The 21,311-nt window shown below is 72.4% G+C and carries 18 protein-coding genes and 1 tRNA gene; 6 read left to right on the forward strand and 13 right to left on the reverse strand.

Translation table 11 applies throughout. The annotated features are described in order from the left end of the window. The first annotated feature begins 26 nt into the window (after window positions 1–26). Complete coding sequence (locus tag ABT092_RS12875; protein WP_351242945.1) at window positions 27–1,058, forward strand: SGNH/GDSL hydrolase family protein; 1,032 nt, start codon at window positions 27–29, stop codon at window positions 1,056–1,058. Window positions 1,059–1,106: 48 nt separating this feature from the next. On the opposite strand, the gene ABT092_RS12880 is transcribed toward ABT092_RS12875, so the two are convergent. Further along, window positions 1,107–1,619: a hypothetical protein gene (locus ABT092_RS12880; protein WP_351242947.1), complete on the reverse strand. Its 513-nt coding sequence runs from the start codon at window positions 1,617–1,619 to the stop codon at window positions 1,107–1,109. 516 nt (window positions 1,620–2,135) lie between these two features. On the opposite strand from ABT092_RS12880, the gene ABT092_RS12885 reads away from it, so the two are divergent. Together ABT092_RS12885 and ABT092_RS12890 are read left to right on the forward strand one after the other, a co-directional pair. Continuing rightward, complete coding sequence (locus tag ABT092_RS12885; protein ID WP_351242949.1) at window positions 2,136–3,356, forward strand: acetyl-CoA C-acetyltransferase; 1,221 nt, start codon at window positions 2,136–2,138, stop codon at window positions 3,354–3,356. A gap of 327 nt (window positions 3,357–3,683) precedes the next feature. Then, entirely contained in the window at window positions 3,684–4,598 is a 915-nt protein-coding gene (locus tag ABT092_RS12890) for a hypothetical protein (protein ID WP_502968433.1), read from the forward strand. A 66-nt stretch (window positions 4,599–4,664) separates the two neighbouring features. Here the strand turns inward: ABT092_RS12890 and ABT092_RS12895 are convergent, their stop codons facing one another. From ABT092_RS12895 to ABT092_RS12920, 6 genes are all read right to left on the reverse strand, one after another. Beyond that, window positions 4,665–4,976 carry a hypothetical protein gene (locus tag ABT092_RS12895; RefSeq protein WP_351242953.1) on the reverse strand — a complete coding sequence of 104 codons (312 nt, stop codon included), beginning with the start codon at window positions 4,974–4,976 and terminating at the stop codon, window positions 4,665–4,667. 127 nt (window positions 4,977–5,103) lie between these two features. Further along, window positions 5,104–6,006, reverse strand: coding sequence for a Bax inhibitor-1/YccA family protein (locus ABT092_RS12900; RefSeq protein WP_351242955.1), 903 nt, complete (start codon window positions 6,004–6,006; stop codon window positions 5,104–5,106). Window positions 6,007–6,652: 646 nt separating this feature from the next. Beyond that, a complete protein-coding gene (locus ABT092_RS12905) occupies window positions 6,653–7,105 on the reverse strand; it encodes an RICIN domain-containing protein (protein WP_351242957.1) in 453 nt (150 codons plus the stop codon). A gap of 316 nt (window positions 7,106–7,421) precedes the next feature. Next, window positions 7,422–7,832, reverse strand: coding sequence for an RICIN domain-containing protein (locus ABT092_RS12910; protein WP_351242959.1), 411 nt, complete (start codon window positions 7,830–7,832; stop codon window positions 7,422–7,424). A gap of 948 nt (window positions 7,833–8,780) precedes the next feature. Beyond that, window positions 8,781–8,864 (reverse strand) — tRNA-Leu (locus tag ABT092_RS12915). A gap of 359 nt (window positions 8,865–9,223) precedes the next feature. Then, window positions 9,224–9,574, reverse strand: coding sequence for a DUF5713 family protein (locus tag ABT092_RS12920; protein WP_351242961.1), 351 nt, complete (start codon window positions 9,572–9,574; stop codon window positions 9,224–9,226). A gap of 276 nt (window positions 9,575–9,850) precedes the next feature. On the opposite strand from ABT092_RS12920, the gene ABT092_RS12925 reads away from it, so the two are divergent. Next, entirely contained in the window at window positions 9,851–10,621 is a 771-nt protein-coding gene (locus tag ABT092_RS12925; protein WP_351240681.1) for an ABC transporter ATP-binding protein, read from the forward strand. A 101-nt stretch (window positions 10,622–10,722) separates the two neighbouring features. Next, a complete protein-coding gene (locus ABT092_RS12930; protein ID WP_351242963.1) occupies window positions 10,723–13,254 on the forward strand; it encodes an ABC transporter permease in 2,532 nt (843 codons plus the stop codon). Window positions 13,255–13,365: 111 nt separating this feature from the next. Here the strand turns inward: ABT092_RS12930 and ABT092_RS12935 are convergent, their stop codons facing one another. The 3 genes from ABT092_RS12935 to ABT092_RS12945 all read right to left on the reverse strand — a co-directional run bounded on the left by ABT092_RS12935 (window position 13,366) and on the right by ABT092_RS12945 (window position 18,317). Beyond that, the gene (locus ABT092_RS12935) at window positions 13,366–14,793 is read right to left on the reverse strand and encodes a class I SAM-dependent methyltransferase (protein ID WP_351242965.1); all 1,428 of its coding nucleotides are present in this window, start codon (window positions 14,791–14,793) and stop codon (window positions 13,366–13,368) included. Between the two features lie 231 nt (window positions 14,794–15,024). Then, window positions 15,025–16,407, reverse strand: a complete 1,383-nt coding sequence (locus tag ABT092_RS12940; protein WP_351242966.1) for an NAD(P)/FAD-dependent oxidoreductase — start codon at window positions 16,405–16,407, stop codon at window positions 15,025–15,027. Between the two features lie 449 nt (window positions 16,408–16,856). Next, the gene (locus ABT092_RS12945) at window positions 16,857–18,317 is read right to left on the reverse strand and encodes a DUF2079 domain-containing protein (RefSeq protein WP_351242967.1); all 1,461 of its coding nucleotides are present in this window, start codon (window positions 18,315–18,317) and stop codon (window positions 16,857–16,859) included. A 528-nt stretch (window positions 18,318–18,845) separates the two neighbouring features. Here ABT092_RS12945 and ABT092_RS12950 point away from each other — a divergent pair. Then, a complete protein-coding gene (locus ABT092_RS12950; protein ID WP_351243100.1) occupies window positions 18,846–19,055 on the forward strand; it encodes a type II toxin-antitoxin system RelE family toxin in 210 nt (69 codons plus the stop codon). 4 nt (window positions 19,056–19,059) lie between these two features. Here ABT092_RS12950 and ABT092_RS12955 read toward each other — a convergent pair whose 3' ends face one another. The 3 genes from ABT092_RS12955 to ABT092_RS12965 form a co-directional block, all read right to left on the reverse strand. After that, window positions 19,060–20,001: a Ppx/GppA phosphatase family protein gene (locus tag ABT092_RS12955; protein WP_351242968.1), complete on the reverse strand. Its 942-nt coding sequence runs from the start codon at window positions 19,999–20,001 to the stop codon at window positions 19,060–19,062. Next, window positions 19,998–20,585 (reverse strand): DUF501 domain-containing protein, encoded by a 588-nt coding sequence (locus tag ABT092_RS12960; protein ID WP_351242969.1) that lies wholly within the window; start codon window positions 20,583–20,585, stop codon window positions 19,998–20,000. The genes ABT092_RS12955 and ABT092_RS12960 overlap by 4 nt, the downstream gene beginning before the upstream one ends. Before the next feature lie 74 nt (window positions 20,586–20,659). After that, entirely contained in the window at window positions 20,660–21,175 is a 516-nt protein-coding gene (locus ABT092_RS12965; protein ID WP_351242971.1) for an FtsB family cell division protein, read from the reverse strand. Window positions 21,176–21,311: the final 136 nt, after the last annotated feature.

Consider the following 21,311-nt stretch of genomic DNA (forward strand, 5'->3'; position numbering starts at 1 on the left):
CGGCTCCGAGGAGGTGGCTGCGGCGCATGTCGAGGGCGAGGGTGGCACGGCGGATCGCCGCGGGCGCGGCGTACGGCGGCGGCGGGATCGGGCTGCTGGGGGTCGCGACGGTCGGGGTGGTGTTGGCCGAGGTGCAGTTGGCGAAGCGGCAGGTGGGCAACCACGGCGGGGGCAGCCCGGCGCCGCCGCGGGCGGACGGCCGCTACGGGGCGGGGCTGGCCGGCGGCGGGGAACCCTTGCGACTGGTGATGTTGGGCGACTCCACGGCCGCGGGGGTGGGGGTGCACCGGGCCAGGGAGGCCCCTGGTGCCCTGTTGGCCTCGGGGTTGGCCGCGGTCGCGGACCGGCCGGTGGAGTTGCGGACCGTCGCCCAGCCCGGTGCCCGCTCCGACGACCTGGAGCGCCAGGTGGGGCTGGTGCTGGCGGCGCCGGAGCGGATGCCGGACGTCTGCGTGATCATGATCGGCGCCAATGACGTGACGCATCGCATCCCGCCCACCCGTTCGGTGCGCTGGTTGTCGACCGCGGTGCGCCGGCTGCGCACCGCGGGGGCGGAGGTGGTGGTGGGCACCTGTCCCGACCTGGGCACGATCGAACCGGTGTACCAGCCGTTGCGCTGGCTCGCCCGGCGCACCTCGCGGCAGTTGGCCGCCGCCCAGACCATCGGGGTGGTGGAGCAGGGCGGGCGGACCGTGTCCCTCGGCGACCTGCTCGGTCCGGAGTTCGCGGCCAACCCCCGGGAGTTGTTCGGCCCGGACAACTTCCACCCCTCCGCGGAGGGCTACGGGACCGCGTCGATGGCCGTCCTGCCCACGGTGTGCGCGGCGCTCGGGCTGTGGCCGGAGGAGGAGCGGCCGGACGCCTTCCGGGACGAGGGGTTCCTGCCGGTGGCGCGGGCGGCGGTGCGGGCCGCGGAGGAGGGCGGCACGGAGGTCACCGCGGCCCCGCAGACCGGTCCGCGGGGCCCGTGGGCACTGCTGAAGCGGCGGCGCCGGCGGCGCATCCACAGCCCCGGGCCGGAGGTGGACCAGGACCGTCCGAGCCCCGCCGCCCCCTGATGCGGCTCCGCCGCCCGGGCCGTGCGGCCCGGGCGGCGGAGCGCGGGATCAGAGGTTCTCGCGCTTCCAGACGTTGACGTTCTGCCGCTTGGGCACGTCCACGGTCTTGTTGGCGTACGCGGTCCGCCAGCGGCACTGGCCGTTGTTGAAGACCTTCTTGGTCACGTTGACCTTCTTGGAGGCGTGGTACATCCGGATGCGCTGGGTCTTGCCCCGAGCGATGTCCAGGCTGTACGTCCAGGTGTCCGAGTCGCTCCAGGACTTGGTGTAGGTGCCCTCGTACTTGGCGGAGATCTTGACGACGAGCACCTCGATGTCGCCGCTGAGCCCGGCGGAGCCGGACCAGCCGGCGGTGGCCGTCTTGGTCTTGGCGTAGTTGATCCGCCCCGGGCCCTGGATGAAGTCGCTCATCACGTTGGTCGGGCGGTAGCTGTTCTTGGCGTTCGACAGGGTGAACCTGGGCTTCTCCGGAGCACAGGCCGCGGCGCTGGGATGGGCCGCGACGACGGTGCCCGCCGACACCATCGTGAGCACCAGCGCACCGCGCGTGATCGTTCTCATGGGTCCCCGCTTTCCTGGTCGGGCGCCGGCCGCCGGTCGGGCCCCCCTGGCCGCCGGTCGGGTGCTGCGCCCGCTGCGGCAGACAGTGCCAGGGCGGGGCGCGGGGACGCACCGGCATTTCAGCAACATCTGAGGTGACCGTCCGTTTCCTCACCCTTTCGATCCGCAGTCCGGCGGGGTGCGCCCGTCCGATCGTCGGGCGGAGGACACCCGCCGATCGGCGAGGACATGGCCGGGACGCCCCGCCCCGGCGGCCGGAACCAGGCGGGCCGCGGCCTCCGTCACCTCGTCCGGCCCGTCCCCGGGCCGGCCGGAGTACGCTGAGCAAGCGCTTGGAAATGCGGTCCGGGTCACACTCCGACCCTCGTGACCGAGGAGCTACGTAGCGGTAACTTACGTGCGCGTCACCCCGCGCGACCGCAGGAACCCGTCCGTACCGCCCGATCGCGCCGGACCGCAAGCGCCCCGCCCGGCGCCCGACCCGTCCGGCCCGGTCCCCCCGGCAAGGAGAACCCGATGCCCGAAGCCGTGATCGTCGCCACCGCCCGCTCCCCCATCGGGCGCGCGTTCAAGGGTTCGCTGAAGGACCTGCGTGCCGACGACCTGACCGCCACGGTGGTCGCCGCCGCGCTCGCCCGGGTCCCCGGGCTGGACCCGCGCGAGATCGACGACCTGATGTTGGGCTGCGGGCTGCCCGGCGGCGAGCAGGGCAACAACCTGGGGCGGATCGTGGCGGTGCAGTTGGGCCTGGACCACCTGCCGGGGTGCACCGTCACCCGTTACTGCTCCTCCTCGCTCCAGACCAGCCGGATGGCCCTGCACGCGATCAAGGCGGGCGAGGGCGAGGTGTTCGTCTCGGCGGGCGTGGAGATGGTGTCCCGCTTCGCCAAGGGGAACTCCGACAGCCTGCCCGACACGCACAACCCGCTCTTCGCCGAGGCGGAGGCCCGCACCGCCGCCGTCGCCGCGTCCACCGGCGCCGGCTGGCACGATCCGCGCGAGGACGGGCTCCTCCCGGACGCCTACATCGCGATGGGGCAGACCGCGGAGAACCTGGCCCGCCGGGAGGGCATCACCCGCACGGAGATGGACGAGTTCGGGGTGCGCTCCCAGAACCTCGCCGAGCAGGCCATCGCCCGGGGCTTCTGGGAACGCGAGATCACCCCCGTCACCACCCCGGACGGCACGGTCGTCACCGCGGACGACGGGCCGCGCGCCGGGGTCACCCTGGAGGGCGTGGCGGGCCTGAAGCCGGTGTTCCGGCCCGACGGGCTGGTCACCGCCGGCAACTGCTGTCCGCTGAACGACGGCGCCGCCGCGCTGGTGATCATGAGCGACACCAAGGCCCGCGACCTCGGGCTCACCCCGCTCGCCCGGATCGTCTCCACGGGACTGTCCGCGCTCTCCCCCGAGATCATGGGCCTCGGGCCGGTCGAGGCCTCGCAGCAGGCGCTCGCCCGCGCGGGGCTCACCATCGGGGACATCGACCTGGTGGAGATCAACGAGGCGTTCGCCGCGCAGGTGATCCCCTCCTACCGCGCGCTGGGCGTGGACCTCGACCGGTTGAACGTGAACGGCGGCGCCATCGCGGTGGGCCACCCGTTCGGGATGACCGGGGCCCGGATCACCGGCACCCTGATCAACAGCCTGCGGTTCCACGACAAGCAGTTCGGTCTGGAGACCATGTGCGTGGGCGGCGGCCAGGGCATGGCGATGGTGCTGGAACGGCTCTCCTGAGCAGGCGCACCCCCCGGCCCGGCGCCCCTCCCGTTACCCGTGCCCCCTTGAGGGGCCGGGCCGGCGTTGGTTACGGTTGTGCGCTCTCGGGCGTGCGTCGCGCATCGTGACCCCGTCTCCCCCAGGACATCAAGACGCGTCCCCTACGGGGAGAACGTTTGCGCAGCTCACACGGTTGCCCGGGACTGCACTCCCATCTTGGATTGTTCATAAATCCAGCGATCTGCCCGATTCGTGACGTAATGCACTGACAGAGGGTGGGTCCGCACCGCAAGCTGAGATGGGAAGTCGGGGGTCGACTGACACCGGGAGTACTACGTGAGCGCCATGTCCACCGCTTTGCTGGTCACCACGGTCGCCGCCACCGCCGTGGGAACCGCCGCCCTGTGCGTCGTGCTCGGGCTGCGCCGCCAGCTCTCCGAGCTGCGCACGGAACTCGTGGCGCGCGCCACGGCCGATGCCCGCGCCCTGGTGCCCACGGCCCGTTCCGCCGACACCGAGGAGATACGCACGGCGGTCGCCGCCGCCCTCGCGGAGGAACGGGAACGCGAACTCGCCGAGGCGCGCGCCTTCTGGGCCGCCCAGGAGGCGCGGGACATCGCCGACGCGCCGTCCCTGCTCGGTCTGACCGCCGATGACCTGTACCTGCCCCGACCGACCGACTTCGTGGGCCGCCTGGACTCCCCCGAACCGCACCCCGCGACCGCGCCGGAGGGCCCGGAGGGCGCCGAAGGACTCGTGGACGGGCCGGGCGCCGACCCCGCGGAGGGGACGCCCGAGACCACCACGCTCATCGGGCCCGGTCGTCCCGTCGACGGCCAGGAGGCCCGCCCCGGCCACCCCGGCGACTCCCCCGAGCTGGCCGCCGCCCGCCGACGCCACCCCTCGCACCCCGACTTCGTGCCCGTCCAGGCCACCCAGCCCCCGTCGTTCACCCCGATCGGCGACCACGAGCGCACCGTGCTGTGCCTGGAGGAGTTGGCGGCGACCCGGGCCGCCCTCGCCGACGTCCGCCCCGGCCCGCTCGGCACCCTGGACGTCTACGTCTTCGAGGACGGCACCACGCTGTGCATGAGCCCCGGCCACCGCGAGACCGCCGAACGGCTCGCCGCGGCACTGCACGCCGGTGACGCACCGGTCCTGCTGGGGGGCTCCGGGATATCGGGCGCCTACGCGCTGACCTTCACCTGCGGCGAGGAGACGGTGTACGTCCTCGCCGACCGGGTCATCGCCTCGCTCTGACCCTCCCGCACCACAGAACGCGGGGGCGCGCACGCCCCAGGGCGTGCCCGCCCCCGCGCTCTGCGTTCACACGCCGGCGCGGGCCTGTGCCTCCTGCACCAGGGCGACCGCCTCGGTGAGCTGCTCGGAGTCCCCCAGCACCACCGCCAGGTCGCGGGCGGCCACCGTCACCTGGTCGGCGACCGCGAACATCCCCGCGTCGGGCATCTCGCGGGGCTCGGTGCCGGGGGCCTCGATGCGCTGGGCGCGCCGGGAGAGCTCCCGGGCGAGGTCGAGCGCCACGGCGGCGGCGCCGCGCTGGAGGCGGCTCTGCGGGGCGGCCCGCAGGTGGTCGGCGAAGCGGTCCACGGCGGCGGTCAGCGGCGTCGTATCAAGCACGGCCCGACCCTATGCGATGCCCGCACGCCGGGCTCCCGGGGGCCGACGCACGCGGACGGCCCCGCGAACCAGTGGTTCGCGGGGCCGTCCGTCGACCGGGCGGGGCGGGCGCCGGGCCCGCCCCGGGTCAGTCGCTGCTCTGGAGGATGGCGATCAGACGCAGGAACTCCAGGTAGATCCAGACCAGGGTCATCGTCATGCCGAAGGCGGCGAGCCACGCCTCCTCGCGCGGGGCGCCGTAGGCGATGCCGTCCTCGACCTGCTTGAAGTCGAGGGCCAGGAAGCAGGCGCCGAGCAGGACACCGACGATGCCGAAGACGATGCCGAGCGTGCCGCTGCGGAAGCCGAGGCCGTCACCGCCGCCGAACACCGCGAACAGCATGTTCACGGCCATCAGCAGGACGAAGCCGAGCGCCGCGGCCATCACGAAGCCGTAGAAGCGACGGTTGACGCGGATCCAGCCCGCCTTGTAGGCGACCAGCACCGCGGCGAAGACCGCCATGGTGCCGATCACGGCCTGCATGGCCGCGCCGCTCGCGATGCGGTTGTCGACGATGCTGGAGATGACGCCGAGGAAGACGCCTTCCAGGGCGGCGTAGGACACGATCAGCGCGGGCGACGCCTTGCGCTTGAAGGACTGGACGAGGCCCAGCACCATCGCGGCGAGACCGGCGACGACGGCGACGCCGATCGCGCGACCGATGTTCGCGTCGTCCACCGGCAGCAGCGCCCAGGCGAGCGCGGCCGTGACGACCAGGATGCCCAGCGTGGTCGCCGTGCGCACGATGACGTCGTCCATCGTCATGCGACCGGTGGAGACCGGGGCCTGCGGGCCGGCGCCCTGGAGGCCGTCCGGCTGCGCGTAGGGGTTGGCGGCGTACGGGTTGGTGGGCGCGGCGGTGCCCTGCGCGTACGGGTTGCCCTGGGTCTGGACGGCGGGTCCCCCGGCCTGCGGCGCGGCGTTGAACCCCGCGTAGCCGTTGTCGCGGCTGAACCCCCGACGCGAGAAGACCGGGTTACTGCTCCTCATTTCACTCCTCCATGGCCGCCCTGCGCGGCCTTGGCTCAAGAGTAATGTGCGGGCAAAGGATCTCCCCTAGTGCCTAGGGAGGATCTTTCCCCTTCCGTTACGGAAGAACGTCCGGTGGTAGCCGTCTGTTCCCGCACGCTCACCTGTTTCGTCTGTCCTACCCGCTTACCCGGCGGGCACGGCGTTCTCACCGGTCCCCACGCATCCGCCTGGAGCAACACGGGTCGCGTGCGTCACATCCGACGCCGCTGGCCACCCGCCCCGCGGGCACGGCGGCCCGGAGCCCCACTCTCGCCGGACCGGCCCCGACACCGCCACCCGATTACCCCGTTCGGAAGCGTGTCGTCACCACGGACCCACGGCAATCGGGTGCGGAATGCGCGTGCGACGGCATCCCGGCGCGCTTCCCCGTCGGTTCGCATACCCGCTCGACCGGGCACTGCGGATTCGAAGAATCGGGAATGCACGGTGCCGGGCCGGCCGGCGCCCGCGGGTCGGCCCGTACCGGTAGCCCTCGCCGGCGGGGGTCAGGCCCCTGGGCATCCACCCGCACGCGCCGGCCGAACGCAGGGAGGCCGGGTGTGTGCCGGGGGCCGGGCCGACCGGTGTCCCGTGGCCACGGCGCCAGACGCGGACCGCGGGAGGCTCAGGCCCAGCGCTGGTGGGTGCCGGCGTCGCAGGTGCGGGTGTGGACCTGGCCGGTCGCATCGCCCTCCAGGCAGTGGCCCGAGAGCGCGTACCTGAGGACGTAGGCGGAGGACGAGGAGACGATCCACCGCCCGCGCGCCGCGGTGGTGCAGCTGTAGGTGACGACCTCGCCGAGGGTGTCGCTGTCCAGACAGCGGCCCGTGACCTGGTTCTTCAGGTAGTAGCCGGAGGTGGAGCCGGAGACCGTCCACCTCTGCTGGGCGCCGGCGTCGCAGACGCGCGTGTAGACCCGGTCCGTCGCGTCGCTCTCCAGGCAGCGGCCCGTGGCGACGTTCATGAATTGCTCGGTGCCCGGGACGGCGGCCTGCGCCGGGCCCGGCACGGCGAGGAGTCCGGCCCCGGCCATCGTGGCGGAGCACAGGACGGAAACCAGGCTCTTTCGCTTGAACATCGTCGCCCTCTCGTAACGCCCTGGTGGTGGTGAACGCTTCTCGGTCCGCTCCGACGTGGCCGGGGCCGTACCAGCGGGAAGGCGGCACCTCCGAAGGGACCGGAGGTGCCGCCCTGCGTGCTCGTGCCACGGCCGTCGGGCCGCTGCTCGGAGATCCGCCCGTCAGCGCGGGGGACGGCCGCCGGCCTCCTCGGCGGGCGGCGGAGTCCCGCCGTGCGGCGGCGGTGCGCCACCTGCTCGCGCGGCGGGCGCCTCCGTCATCGGGGCGGCTTCCGTCCGGGGCGGGACCTCACGGGTCCGTCGCACCGCGGGAGGATCAGGTCCAGCGCTGGTAGTTGCCGGAGTTGCAGGAGTGCGTGTAGACGTCCCGCGCGGCGTTGCTGTCCAGACAGAAGCCCGTGGAGACGTTCTTCAGCACCCAACCGGCACCACTGGTGTAGATGGTCCAGCGCTGGTAGTTGCCGGAATTACAGGAGTGCGTGTAGACGTTCCGCGCCGCATTGCTGTCCAGACAGTAACCGGTGGCCTGGTTCTTCAGGACGTAGCCGGCGCCGGAGGAGTAGACCGACCAGTTCTGGTAGGCGCCGCCGTTGCAGCCGAGGGTGTAGACGTTCCGCGCGGCATTGCTGTCCAGACAGAAGCCCGTGGAGACGTTCCGGAGTTGCTCGGTGCCCGGAATGGCGGCCTGCGCCGGTGCGGACACGGCGAGCACTCCGGCGCCGGCCATGGCAGCGGAGGCTAAGGCAGAAACCAGGGTCTTTCGCTTGAACATGATTTCCCTCTTTCGTGATCGCCGTTGTCGCTGGGAAACGTATCCGAGGTGATCGACGGGAACAACGGCAGTGACGGTCTCCGTTTCCTCAACAGACGTGTGCGCGCCAAGAGTTACATCCCATGAATAGTGCGCACGGCTGGTGGTAGAAGCACCCGCCACGGCGCCCGAGAACCACGGCATCGGGGTGATTTGACCATCGGAAACGGAGTTCCGTGCTCCAACCTTCGGACGCCCGAAGCACCGAAAGATGCCCGATCGTTCCCCTTGTTCGCATCGAACGGCTACACCGGAACAGGAAATTCCATGGACGGGAACAGGCGGGATAGGTTTGTCTTTGCCTCGAAATCAGGCCTGTTTCCCCAACCCGTACGGATCCCGGAATTCGGCGACGGGCCCGCCCCCTACCGGAGAACGACGCGGCGAGGCTTCCCGTTCCCGTACACGGAGGCGATCGGGCGTGCCCGCCAGGAGCACGGACCCCGGGATTCCTTCCCGATCAACTCCGGTTCGCGGTCGGGGCGCTCCGTCCCCCCGACGGGATGCACCGCGGAATTCCCCGCGGCGTCGGGTGCGGACCTGCGACCCCATCCGAAGTCCGGCCCTGTCGCCGGGGTTTCCGGAGGGCGGCGGAGCCTCGGCCATGGTCCCGCCGCCGGCCGTCCGGGGTGGTGCGGGCGTCGGGCTCGGAGGGACGTCGAGCGGCGGCCTCGTCGCCCCCGGACCCACGGAGCCCTTCGCGGCCCCTCGGAGGGGCTCCGCGTCTCGACGCCGACGGGGTCGCTCGGGCCGAGCCCTGCCTCCGCCTCCGCGGGAGTGCCACCGCGTCGACCCGGCGCCGGCCCGAGGGTCCGCCGGCCGCGGGTCGGCCGCCTCGCCGGCCGTCGCGATTGTGAAGATCAGTGCCCGGAACCGGACTTGAACCGGTACGCCCCGCGCGGGGCAGCGAGGTTTAAGCTCGCCGTGTCTGCATTCCACCATCCGGGCCCGGGCCGTGGCGCCGTGACCAGGGGTCCGAGCCTATCCGGACGGGTAGTCCGAACAGCCGAGTCACAGCCCGATGTTGTCTGATTTTATTGAGGTCTGAGGGAGCATCAGACACCAGGGCCCTCCTCTTCGCACCCGGAGATCGTGGTCATCGACGGGTCACGGCCGTGTCGGTGGAATGACGGGATTTCACCGTCCGTGTAGGGGGTCGTTCGGTCGTTCGCGTGGGTTTCGGCCACCAGGATGCGACGGGTCGTCAGCTCGGCGATCCTCACATCACCCACACGAGTCCCTCTGGCACCCTCCACCAGACCACCACACACAGCCGGACCACCCGTCTCGGACATCCGGCGGGGGCGTCACCAGTTGCGTTCCTCGATCAACCGCTCGGGGTCCGCGTCCGCGAATCCGTAGGCCTCGGCCACGAGGAAGAACGACTCGCCGATCTCCTCGCGGGCCACGGTCTCGAACTCGCTGCCCGCCGCGTCGAAGGCGGACTCCAGGTCGTTGAACTCCCGGGTCGCGACCGCGGTGAGGGCGTACAGCGCCGTGAGGTCCACCACCGGTGCAGCCTCGATGCGCTCGCAGAGCCGCAGCAGGATCGCCTTGCCCCGGTCGACCAGGTGGTCGGGGAAGTAGTCGTCGGCGTACATGCCCGCCAGGAGCCCGGAATCGGCGAGCTCGTGGATCTTCTGGTTGTCGACCGGCACGGTGGCCCGTCCTCTCGTCGGCTCGGTCCGGCGCCGTCGACGACGGCGCCCGGCGGCCGGCCCGGCGGGGTCCGGCCGCGCCCCACTGTGCACGGCGGCACTGACACCCCCGGGCAGACCCCGGGCGGATGCGGGGGTCCTCCCCAGGTATGACGGCGACGGGCCCGGTCCGTCTGAGGACTGTCACCGGAACGGGAACAACGGCTGACTCCACGGCGCGGATCAACGGACAAGATGAATGACGTACCGCACCGACCCCGACAGGAGCCTCCTCCCGTGACCACCTACTCCATCGCCGACCGGGCCACGGGCGTGGCCGCGCGTGCCACCGAGCTCAGCAAGGTTTACGGCCAGGACGAGACCGAGGTGGTCGCGTTGGACCGGGTCAGCGTCGATTTCCACCAGGCCCGGTTCACCGCGATCATGGGCCCCTCGGGCTCCGGGAAGTCGACGCTGATGCACTGCGTCGCGGGCCTCGACACCTTCACCGGCGGCTCCGTCAAGATCGGTGAGACCGAGTTGGGCAGCCTCAAGGACAAGCAGCTCACCCAGCTCCGCCGCGACAAGATCGGTTTCATCTTCCAGGCGTTCAACCTGCTGCCGACACTGACCGCCCTGGAGAACATCACCCTCCCCATGGACATCGCCGGCCGCAAGCCCGACCGACAGTGGCTGGACACCGTGATCGACATGATCGGGCTCCGGGCCCGACTCGGCCACCGCCCCACCCAGCTCTCCGGCGGCCAACAACAACGCGTCGCCGTCGCCCGCGCCCTCGCCTCCCGCCCCGAGATCATCTTCGGCGACGAACCCACCGGCAACCTCGACTCCCGCTCCGGCGCCGAAGTCCTCGGCTTCCTCCGCAACTCGGTGCGCGAACTCGGCCAGACCGTCGTCATGGTCACCCACGACCCCGTCGCCGCCTCCTACGCCGACCGCGTCATCTTCCTCGCCGACGGACGCATCGTCGACGAACTCCACACCCCCACCGCCGACGCCGTCCTCGACCGCATGAAGGCCTTCGACGCCAAGGGCCGCACCAGCTGACACCACCGGCCACCCCACCACCCGCACCGCAGCCCGGCCGCCACCCCCTGCCGCACCGCCGCATCGCCGCCACCCGGCCCTCACCCCAGGACACCACACCCATGCTCCGTACCGCCTTGCGCAACGTCCTCGCGCACAAGGCCAGGCTGCTGATGACCGTACTCGCAGTCATGCTCGGCGTCGCCTTCGTCTCCGGCACCCTGGTCTTCACCGACACCCTCGGCAACGCCTTCCGCAACCAATCCGCCAAGAGCTACGACAACATCGCCGTCGCCGTCGAGGGCCCCTACGGAGACAGCACGGAGGCGGGCATCCCCGCCGCCACGCTCAAGAAGATCGAGGGCCTGGACGGGGTCGCCGCGGTCACCGGCCGGGTCTCCGGCTTCGCCGGGGTCGCCGACCAGGACGGCGAACTGATCGGCAGCGGCTGGTCCAACAAGGGCGGCAACTTCGCCCCCGACAAGGACGGCAAGGACGCCGCCTACGACTTCGTCCAGGGCACCGGCCCGGTCGAGGCCGCCCAGATCGCCCTCGACAAGACCACCGCCGACGCGGGGAAGTACCGGGTCGGCGACACCGTGCGGGTCGCTTCGACCGGGCCCGTCAAGGAGTTCGTCCTCACCGGGATCTTCACCACCGAGGACGGCGCCGTGAACGCGGGCGGCAGCCTGGTGCTGTTCGACACCGAGGTGGCCCAGCGGCAGTACCTTCAGGCCGGACGGTTCCAGAACCTGACCGTCGCCGCCGAGCCCGGCGTCCCCGCCGAGCGCGTCCTCGCGGGCGTCGAGCCGCTGCTGCCCAAGGACTCCCAGGCCAAGACCGCGCAGGCGTGGGCCGACGAGGAGGCCAAGGAGATCGAGTCCGGCATGGCCGGCATGAACGCGATGCTACTGGCCTTCGCCGGCATCGCGCTCTTCGTCGGCATCTTCCTGATCGCCAACACCTTCACCATGCTGGTCGCCCAGCGCACCCGGGAACTGGCCCTGATGCGGGCCGTCGGCGCCTCCCGCCGCCAGGTCAAGCGGTCCATCATCCTGGAGGCCCTCTTCGTTGGCACCCTGGCCTCCGCCATCGGCTTCGGCGTCGGCCTCGGCCTCGCCACCGGCCTGCGCTCCGCCATGGACTCCTGGGGCGTCAAGATCCCCGCCGGCCCCCTGGTCGTCTCCCCCACCGCAGTCCTCGCCGCCCTCGGCGTCGGCATCGCCGTCACCGTCCTCGCCGCCTGGCTCCCCGCCCGCCGCGCCGCGAAGATCCCGCCGGTCGCCGCCATGAGCAGCGTCCACGCGGCCGCCACCGCCAAGTCCCTGCTGGTGCGGAACGTCATCGGCTCGGTCCTCACCGGCGCCGGCGCGCTGGCCATCGTGGGCGGCGCCTCCTCGGGCGGTTCGAGCGGCCGGATGATGATCGGCGCGGGCGCCTTCCTGGCCCTCATCGGCGTCATCGTGCTCATCCCGCAACTGGCCCGCCCCGTCATCGCCGTCTTCCGGCCCTTCCTGATGAAGGCCTTCGGGGTCTCCGGCAAGCTCGCCGCGCAGAACGCCGTCCGCAACCCGCGCCGCACCGGGGCCACCGCCTCCGCGCTCGCCATCGGCCTGACCCTGGTCACCGGCCTGACCGTGCTCGGCGCCACCCTCGGGCAGGCCATCGACCGCACCACCACCGACAACCTGCGGGGCGACTACGCGGTCACCATGGCCAGCGGGCACTCCCTGGACGAGTCGGCGGTGGCGGCGGTGGCCAAGGCCGAGGGCCTGACCGCGTTCTCCGCGCAGCAGGCCGCGCACCTGGACATCGACGGCGAGCACCGAGCGGCCTCCGGGATCGACCCGGCCGGGGTGGCCGAGGTGTTCGACCTGCCCGTCGTGAACGGCTCCCTGGACACCCTCGCCGAGGGCCGGATCGCCGTCGCCGAGAAGACCGCCGACGAGCAGGGCTGGAAGGCCGGGGACACCGTCTCCGCCACCTTCGAGGGCAAGGGCAAGAAGGACGTCCGGAAGCTGACCATCGGGGCCGTCTACGAGGACAACGAGTTCGTCTCCCCCTACCTCGTCCCGCGCGAGGTGTTCGCCCCCTACGAGGAGCGGCCGGAGATCCGCGAGATCTGGGTGAAGATGGAGGGCGGCGCCACCGAGGCCAACAAGCAGGCGCTGATCGACGCCCTCGGGGACAACCCGGCCGTGGCCGTGCAGGACGAGCAGGAGATCCGCGACGCGTTCGGCGGCGTCATCAACGTGATGCTCAACATCATGTACGGGCTGCTGGCGATGGCCCTGATCATCGCGGTGCTCGGCGTCGTCAACACCCTGGCCATGTCGGTGTTCGAACGGCAGCAGGAGATCGGCATGCTGCGGGCGATCGGCCTGGACCGGCCCCGCGTCAAGCGGATGATCCGCCTGGAGGCCATCGTGATCTCGATGTACGGCGCCGTCGTCGGCATCGCGCTCGGCTCCTTCCTCGGCTGGGCCGTCGGCGAGACGATCCGCGACAGCATCCCCGGCTACGAGCTGGTGATCCCCTTCGGCCGCGTCGGGCTCTTCCTGCTGCTGGCCGGCCTGGTCGGTGCCCTGGCCGCACTCTGGCCGGCGCGCAGCGCCGCCAAGCTGAACATGCTGACGGCCATCAAGACGGAGTAGCCGCCGGGGACCCCCCTCCCGGTGCGGCTCCTCCCGCCCCGGCACCGGATCGCCTCCGGTGCCGGGGCGCTCCGGTGCCCGGGCGCTCCGCGCGTCGCGGTCCGGCGGGGTTCAGCGCGGCAGGGGCAGCGGGTCGTCCGGTGCCGGCTCCTCCCGTGCGCCGGGGGCGTGCGGGACGGCCGGCGGGGCGGCCATCAGCGGGTCGGCCGTCCAACTGCGGGTGCGCAGCGGCAGCCCCGACGCGCCGGAGCCGGTGGTGCGGACGGCGAGGATCTGGTTGACGCCGATCCGGTTGCGCTCGAAGGAGAGCGCGGACGCGGCCATGTAGAGCCGCCACACCCGGGCCCGTCCCGGGGAGGTGAGCGCGGCCGCGTGCGCCCAGCCGGCCTCCAGGTTGCCCACCCAGTGGCGCAGGGTCAGGGCGTAGTGCTCACGGATCGACTCCAGGTCGCGGACCTCGAACCCGGCCCGTTCCAGGACGCCCACCGTGGTGCCGACCGGTGCCAGCTCGCCGTCCGGGAAGACGTACGCGTCGATGAACTCGTCCAGCCGGTAGGCGGACTCGTCGCCCCGCGGACGGCGGGAGATCTGGTGGTTGAGCAGCCGCCCGCCGGGCCGCAGCAGGTCGTGGAGGTCACGCGCGTACTCCAGGTAGCGGTCCGCACCGACGTGTTCCGCCATCCCGATCGAGGAGACGGCGTCGTAGGGCCCGTCGTGGACGTCGCGGTAGTCCTGGAGGCGGATCTCCACCAGGTCGGAGAGTCCCGCCCGGGCGACCCGCTCCCGGGCGTGGGCGGCCTGCTCCCGCGACAGGGTCACCCCGACCACCGCGGCCCCGTGCTCCCGCGCCGCGTGCAACGCCATGGAGCCCCAGCCGCACCCCACGTCCAGCAGCCGCACCCCGGGGCGCAGCCCCAGTTTGCGGGCGACCAGCTCCAGTTTGGCCTGTTGGGCGTCCTCCAGGTCCCCCGCGGCACGGGCGGGGTCGTCCCAGTAGGCGCACGAATAGACCATGGACGGGCCGAGGACCAGCCCGTAGAAGTCGTTGCCCACGTCGTAGTGGTGGCTGACGGCCCGTCGGTCGCTGTGGCGGGTGTGCAGGTGCGGCCGGCGGGTGCGGTGGCGCTCCTCGCGGGGCGGGCGCGGCGGCGGCAGCGGGCCGGCCAGGGCGGCCAGTTCGCGGGCCGCCGCGCGCACCGCGGGATCGCGCAGCAGGGCGAGCGGGCCCGGGGCCCGCCCCTCCGGCCCGTGCAGCAGCCCGGCCAGCGCCTCCAGCACCGCGTACAGGTCGCCCTCGACCTCGATCTCCCCGGCGACCCAGCCGCGCGCCAGCCCGAGTTCCCCCGGCTTCCACAGCAGCCGGCGCAGGGCCCGGCGCCGGCGGATCACCAGGGTGGGGGGCGGCGGGGCGGGGCTCCGGTCGGGCGTCGTGGGGGACGGATCGGACTCCGTTCCGTCCCAGGCCCGGATGCGGAACGGGAGGGGGGCGTCGAGGTGGCGCTCGGCGAGGCGGCGGATTCGGTGGGCGGCGGACGGCATCGCGGGGTCCCTCCGTGGCGGGCTGCTGACGGTCGCTCACCACGTAAACACCGGTGGCCGGGTCGGACCGTCCCGGCCGCCGGTTCCCCCGTCGGTTTTCCGTCACTGCCCTCCGGGTGGCGGAACGGTCCGGAGCACCGGGCGCCCCCCGCCCGGCGGGGCCCGGACGGGCCGAGGGGCCGTCCGCACCACGGATGGCGGACGGCCCCTCGGGACGTGCTCGGGCTCGGATCAGGCGCTGACCTGGGCCGGCTCCTCCTGCTTCGCCGCGGGCGGCGGGGTCGGCTTGGCGGCCTCGTAGAACTCCTCGCGGGGGGTCTCGATCGCACCGAGCGACACGACCTCGCGCTTGAGGAACATCGCGAGGGTCCAGTCCGCGAAGACCCGGATCTTGCGGTTCCAGGTCGGCATGGCCATGCCGTGGTAGCCACGGTGCATGTACCAGGCGAGACGGCCACGGAGCTTGATCTTGAACTTGCCCATGACGATCATCGCGACGCCCTTGTGCAGGCCGAGGCCCGCGACCGCGCCCTTGTTGGCGTGGCTGTACTCCTGCTGCGGGAAGCCCCGCATGCCGGAGATGACGTTGTCGCCGAGGACCTTGGCCTGGCGCAGCGCGTGCTGGGCGTTGGGCGGGCACCAGGCGTTGGGGTTGCCGGCCTTGCGGCCGACGAGGTCCGGCACCTGGGCGTTGTCGCCGGCGGCCCAGATGTAGTCGCTGCCCTGCACCTGGAGGGTGGTCTGGGTGTCGACGTGGCCGCGCGGGCCCAGCGGCAGGCCGAAGCGGGCCAGCGCCGGGTTGGGCTTGACGCCGGCGGTCCACACGAGGGTGCCGGCGTCGACCTCCAGGCCGTTCTTCAGCACCACGTGGCCGTCGACGCAGGACTCCATGGAGGTGTTGAGGTAGACCTCGACCCCCCGGCCCTCCAGGTGGTCCTTGCCGTACTTGCCGAGCTTGGGGCCCACCTCGGGCAGGATCTTGTCGGCCGCGTCGACCAGCACGAAGCGCATGTCCTCGCGGGAGACGCTGCCGTAGTACTTGGCCGCGTCGCGGGCCATGTCCTCGACCTCGCCGATGGTCTCGGCACCCGCGAAGCCACCGCCGACGAAGACGAAGGTGAGCGCCTTGCGGCGGATCTCCTCGTCGGTCGTGGAGTCGGCCTTGTCGAGCTGCTCCAGAACGTGGTTGCGCAGGCCGATGGCCTCCTCGACGCCCTTCATGCCGATGCCCTGCTCGGCGAGGCCGGGGATCGGGAAGGTGCGGGAGACGGCGCCGAGCGCGATCACCAGGTAGTCGAAGGGCAGCTCGTACGCGTCGCCGACGAGGGGCGCGACGGTCGCGACCTTGCGGTCCTGGTCGATGGTGGTGACCCGGCCGGTGAGGACCTCCGCCTTGGGGAGCACGCGTCGCAGCGGAACGACGACGTGCCGCGGGGAGATGTTGCCGGCGGCGGTTTCGGGGAGGAAGGGCTGGTACGTCATGTACGACCGCGGGTCGACGACCGTGACCGTCGCCTCGCCGTACCGCATCTTCTTGAGAATGCGGCGCGCCGCGTACAGACCGACGTACCCACCGCCTACTACGAGGATCCTGGGACGCTCCGTGGTGCTCATGCCATCGAGTATCCACCCGGCGGGGAGGGGTACTTCGTGCGCCCCTTCACAAGGTTCGTTGGACCCTCTGCTATAGTGCGCGACCCACGTGATGGAGGTCATGCGGGCCCGGGGGAACCCGCACCGTTCCCGATACGTTGGGACACCCCTGTCAACACCGTCTGAGCTGCACCGCAGACCCTCGACCCGGTCCTCTTCACCCCCGCGCGCCCGGCGCGCGTAACACGCCTGGAACACCCCACAGTCACCCGACTCGGGACCTTGGACCCGTAGCGGGGGGTCTCGGGGGGCTTCAGGGCCCTCGCCTGGCACTTTTTCCTTGTGAAGAACTTCACGAAGTTTCTCCCGGAGGGTGTCCCGAACGGCCCGGAACGGCGGGTTCGGAGCCCTTCCGAGCGGCACGGAAGCCCTCTTCCGGAGGCGGGGGCGGAGGCGGGAACGCGGGGCGTTCAGTGCCGGCGGGCGTCCTGCTCCCGGAGCACCACGTAGTGGCGGTCCCGGAAGACCGTGGTGTACGAGGCCCCCGGGTGCGCCCGTTCCGCGTAGCCGACGTAGTCGCCGTCCGACGCCGGGTTCCATCCCCCCAGGTCGACGACGACGTACTCGGGCAGCAGGGGTTCGGCGTTGCCCACCCACAGCACCCGGGCGTGGTCCACCAGGTGCGACAGGATGCCGCCGCTGGTCTCCACGGTCGCCCCGGCGGGCACCCGGGCGACCACCTGGGCCGCCGATGCGGCACGGTCCGAGGCGCGGTAGGTGTCCGGGGAGGCGAGCTGGGCGATCGGGAACCGGCCGCACAGGGTGAGGGCCACCGCGAGGACGGCCGGCACGGTGCCCGCCGCGTAGCCCCTGAGCCAGGGGCGCGGGGACTGTCGCAGTCGGGCGACCCCGTCCAGGAGGGCGACGAAGAGCAGGGGCATGAGGACCGCGTCGTAGTGCCAGTCGGTGCTCCAGTAGTGGGGTTCCCCGGAGAGGAACCGCCAGCCCAGGGTGGGCACGACGAGGAGCACCAGGCGGGAGCGGAAGGCCACGAAGGCGGTGATGCCGAACAGCAGGAGCAGGGTGGTCAGTTTGGCTTCGGTGCCGTCGAGGAAGAGGCCGGCCAGGTTCCCCGGGCCCAGCGAGGAGCCCTCGTCCATCTTGCGCCAGTACTCGTACTTCCCGCCGTTGTTCATCGCCGGTATCAGGACCAGCACGATGACGGCGCACCCCGCGAGCCCCGAGGCGAGCAGCACCGCCCCCGCCCGGCGCCCCCCTTCGGCCAGCACGTACAGGCCGGCCACGGCCACCGTCAGCCCGAGGTCCTCCTTGACCAGGAGCAGCGGCAACAGCCACCGGGCGGCCGCCCACCACCGGCGCAGCAGGAGTTGCTCCCCCGCGAACGCCAGCAGCGGGACGGCGAAGCATATTTCGTGGAAGTCGAAGTAGACCGCGCTCTGGACGCCCCAGGACAGGGCGTAGGCGCAGCCCAGCATCATTCCCTTCGTCCGGTCGGTGGCGCGGATCGCGGCGCGGGTGATCGGCACCACGGAGAGCGCGAACAGCGCGGCCTGCACGGTCAGCAGGGTGATCGCGCTGGGAAAGACTTTGTACAGCGGCGCCAGCAGCACCAGGATCGGGCTGAAGTGGTCCCCGAGAATGTTGAACCCGACGCCCTTGATGTCGGACACCGGGGCTTCCAGGGCCGCGTACGACCGGACGACCTGGACGAATATCCCGAGGTCCCAGGAGCCGTTCTCGACCTGGACGAAGCGGCGGATCGAGAGGGTGGCGTAGGCCAGGAACGCCACCGCGGCCAACAGCCACAGCGCGCGGGGCGCGTGGAGGAAGCCGGGTGCGCGGACCCTGCGGCGCCGCTGTTCTCCGGGGAGCGCGGTCGGGCGGGCAGGGGCTTCCTGGTGCTGTGTCATCCGACGGTCTCCGCGACGCTCTTCAGTGTTCGCCTCCTGGTCCGGAACCGGCCCGCCGTCCCGGTCAGGACCGGCGTCATCGCCCCGGGAGCGGACCGCGACGTCCTGGCCGCCCGCCGCGGGCGGCCGGCCCGCGAAGTCCTGGCCGGGATTCGCCTTTCGCCGCCGAACGAGTGCGGAGCAATAGTACCCGTCATACGAATCGCCTCAAGATGGCGATTCGATCTTCACGGGAAAGGGAATTCGGCAAGCCCGGAGTCGGCCATTCCAGATATGCCGGGGGCCGGACCCGCAGGCACCGTCCGCTCGGCGGGAAACGCCCATGTGGACCGGATGCACATAAACGTGTCAACAGAGCGAACGGGCAAGGGACCTGAGGGAAATTCCCCGGGAATGCGGCGGGGGGAGCCCCTTCGGGTTCGCCTCGTGGGAGCCGCTCGCCGCTGCCGCCTCGAAGTCGTCCGCGCCCCGCCGTCGGGCGGGCGGGTCCGCGGCGTCCCGCCACCCACCGGGAACCGCGACGGGCGGATCGACGCCGCGCCCGTCCTGACCACGTCGACCGCGCTGTGCGACGACCCGTACCGCGAGGACGCCGACGTCAAGAAGCTCACCGGCCCGTCGGGCCGCTACCGGCTCCGGGTCGGAAGCCACCGCATCGCCTACCAGATCAACGATGGTGAACTCGTCGTCCTCGTCGTCAAGGTGGGCGACCGGCGGGACGTCCACCGCAACCCGTAGGCGATCAGGCCAAGGACCAGGCGATGCCGTCGAGGATGTCGTGCTCGCTGACGACGACCTCGTCCGCGCCGACGCGTTCCATGATCGCCAGCAGCACCAGGGCGCCCGGTCCGATGACGTCCACGCGGCCCGGGTGCAGCACCGGGATGGCCGCGCGCTCGGCGTGGGTGGCGGTGAGCAGGCGCTCGGTGATCTCGCGGACCCGGGCGTAGGGGACGCGGGCGTGGTGGATCGCGGTGGAGTCGTACTCCGGCAGGTCCAGGGCGATGCCGGCGACCGTGGTCACCGAACCGGCGAGGCCGACCAGGGTGCGGGCCTCGCGCAGCGGCACGGACCGCTCCGCGAGGTCGAGTGCCGCCTCGACGTCCGCGCGGATCGCGGCCACCTGTGCCGGGGTCGGCGGATCGGCGACGGTGCCCCCGTGGACGAGGTGGCGTTCGGTCATGCGGACGCAGCCGACGTCCACCGAGCGGGCGGCGCGCACCCGGTCCTCGCCGACGACGAACTCCGTGGAGCCGCCGCCGATGTCCACCACCAGGTACGGCCCCGGCAGGTCGCTGCGGCCGGTCAGACCGCCGGTGGCGCCGACGAAGGAGAACTCCGCCTCCTGGTCCCCGGTGATGACCTCCGGGTCCACGCCGAGGATCCGGCGCACCCCGCGCACGAACTCCTCGCGGTTCTCGGCGTCCCGGCTGGCCGAGGTCGCGACGAAGCGCAGGTGCCGGGCGCCGTGCTCCTCGATGACGGCCGCGTACGCGCGGCAGGCGGCGAAGGTGCGCTCCAGGGCCTCGGGGGCGAGCCGGCCGGTGCGGTCCACGTCCTGGCCGAGGCGGACGATGGTCATCCGGCGGTCGAGGTCGGTGAGGGTGCCCGTCGCCGGGTCCACGTCCGCCACCAGCAGCCGGATGGAGTTGGTGCCGCAGTCGATCGCGGCGACCCGGGTCATCGGGCGTCCCCCTCGCCCGCCGGACCGCCGAAGCCGCCGCCGTTGGCGCCGAGGGTCAACAGGTCCTGGTGCGGGGGCGTCACGCACGGGCCCTTGCGCCACCACTCGGGCAGCAGGGCCAGCGCCTCGTCGCCGAGGGGGTTCACCCCGGGCCCGGACACCAGCGAGTGGGCCACCAGGACGTGCAGGCACTTCACGCGGTCGGGCATGCCCCCGGCACTGGGGAAGCCGGTCAACTCCTCGATCTCGTCGCGACGCCGGAGGTAGTCCTCGTGCGCGGCCCGGTAGCCGGCGGCCAGTTCGGGGTCGGTGCCCAGGCGTTCGGTCATCTCCTTCATCAGACCGCTGGCCTCCAGCGTGCCGATCGCCGAGTTGGCGCGCGGGCACGTCAGGTAGTAGAGCGTCGGGAAGGGGGTCCCGTCCGGCAGCCTCGGAGCCGTCTCCACGACGTCCGGCAGGCCGCAGGGGCAGCGGTGCGCGATGGCGCGCAGGCCCCGCGGGGGGCGTCCGAGCTGCTCCCGGAAGGCCGAGACGTCGGCTTCGGTCGGCTCGGTGCGCGGGGTGGTCGGCGGAGCGGTTTCCATGCCTGGGGCTGTGTCTTTCGGTTTCGGGCACGGCCCGGGGGTTCCCGGGCCGTCGAGGGGTGCGCGCGGACGGGTCAGGGGGACGGGGCCGGGGACTCCCGCCTCGCTCCGCCCGCGCCCTCCGGCCGGTCCGCCCGGTCGAGGCCGCCCCACAGGGTGGCGTACCAGGCGCGGTCGGGCGAGCCGCGGTCGGCGCGCGGGTCCTGCGCGGACCGCGGGTCCACGATGGTGTAGCCGATCTCACCGGGCAGCACGTAGTGCAGCCGCTCCCTGATCCGCTGCTCGGCGTAGGCGTCGTCCTGCCAGCGGGCCTTGGCGTCCCGGAGCTGTTCGACGCGGGCGCGGGCGTCCTCGCGGTCCTGGAGCTGGTCGGCGATCTCGGCGCGCTGGGAGACGTACTGGCGCAGCGGGAGGGCGAGGGCGACGGCCAGGGTGCACACCACCAGCGTCAGCAGGGCGGCCCGGCCGGTGAGGCGGGAGCGGCGCGCCTGACGGCGGGTCTGGGAGCGGTAGACCCGGGCGGCGGTCTGCTCGCCGAGCACCCGCAGCCTGGTCGCGGTCGAGAACCGGTCCCGGTCCTTGACGGCCATCTCTCGGCCTCCCCGTCACTCCCGTGATGTGCGTACGTCCCCGCACACGGTACGGGACCGGGTGCGGGGACGTTCGCAGCCACCCTCGCCGGTGCCCGGTCGGGGGCCCGGACGGGGGTGGCCGCGCGGCTCGTGC

The sequence above is a fragment of the Streptomyces sp. NPDC002490 genome, from assembly GCF_040296045.1.
Taxonomy (GTDB): Bacteria; Actinomycetota; Actinomycetes; order Streptomycetales; family Streptomycetaceae; genus Streptomyces.

Bases quoted from the DNA above. Each gene is read 5' to 3' on its own strand.
- ABT092_RS12875 (WP_351242945.1), top strand. From the start codon at position 27: ATGTCGAGGGCGAGGGTGGCACGGCGGATCGCCGCGGGCGCGGCGTAC.
- ABT092_RS12880 (WP_351242947.1), bottom strand. From the start codon at position 1,619: ATGAGAACGATCACGCGCGGTGCGCTGGTGCTCACGATGGTGTCGGCG.
- ABT092_RS12885 (WP_351242949.1), top strand. From the start codon at position 2,136: ATGCCCGAAGCCGTGATCGTCGCCACCGCCCGCTCCCCCATCGGGCGC.
- ABT092_RS12890 (WP_502968433.1), top strand. From the start codon at position 3,684: ATGTCCACCGCTTTGCTGGTCACCACGGTCGCCGCCACCGCCGTGGGA.
- ABT092_RS12900 (WP_351242955.1), bottom strand. From the start codon at position 6,006: ATGAGGAGCAGTAACCCGGTCTTCTCGCGTCGGGGGTTCAGCCGCGAC.
- ABT092_RS12905 (WP_351242957.1), bottom strand. From the start codon at position 7,105: ATGTTCAAGCGAAAGAGCCTGGTTTCCGTCCTGTGCTCCGCCACGATG.
- ABT092_RS12910 (WP_351242959.1), bottom strand. From the start codon at position 7,832: ATGGCCGGCGCCGGAGTGCTCGCCGTGTCCGCACCGGCGCAGGCCGCC.
- ABT092_RS12930 (WP_351242963.1), top strand. From the start codon at position 10,723: ATGCTCCGTACCGCCTTGCGCAACGTCCTCGCGCACAAGGCCAGGCTG.
- ABT092_RS12935 (WP_351242965.1), bottom strand. From the start codon at position 14,793: ATGCCGTCCGCCGCCCACCGAATCCGCCGCCTCGCCGAGCGCCACCTC.
- ABT092_RS12940 (WP_351242966.1), bottom strand. From the start codon at position 16,407: ATGAGCACCACGGAGCGTCCCAGGATCCTCGTAGTAGGCGGTGGGTAC.
- ABT092_RS12945 (WP_351242967.1), bottom strand. From the start codon at position 18,317: ATGACACAGCACCAGGAAGCCCCTGCCCGCCCGACCGCGCTCCCCGGA.
- ABT092_RS12955 (WP_351242968.1), bottom strand. From the start codon at position 20,001: ATGACCCGGGTCGCCGCGATCGACTGCGGCACCAACTCCATCCGGCTG.
- ABT092_RS12960 (WP_351242969.1), bottom strand. From the start codon at position 20,585: ATGGAAACCGCTCCGCCGACCACCCCGCGCACCGAGCCGACCGAAGCC.
- ABT092_RS12965 (WP_351242971.1), bottom strand. From the start codon at position 21,175: ATGGCCGTCAAGGACCGGGACCGGTTCTCGACCGCGACCAGGCTGCGG.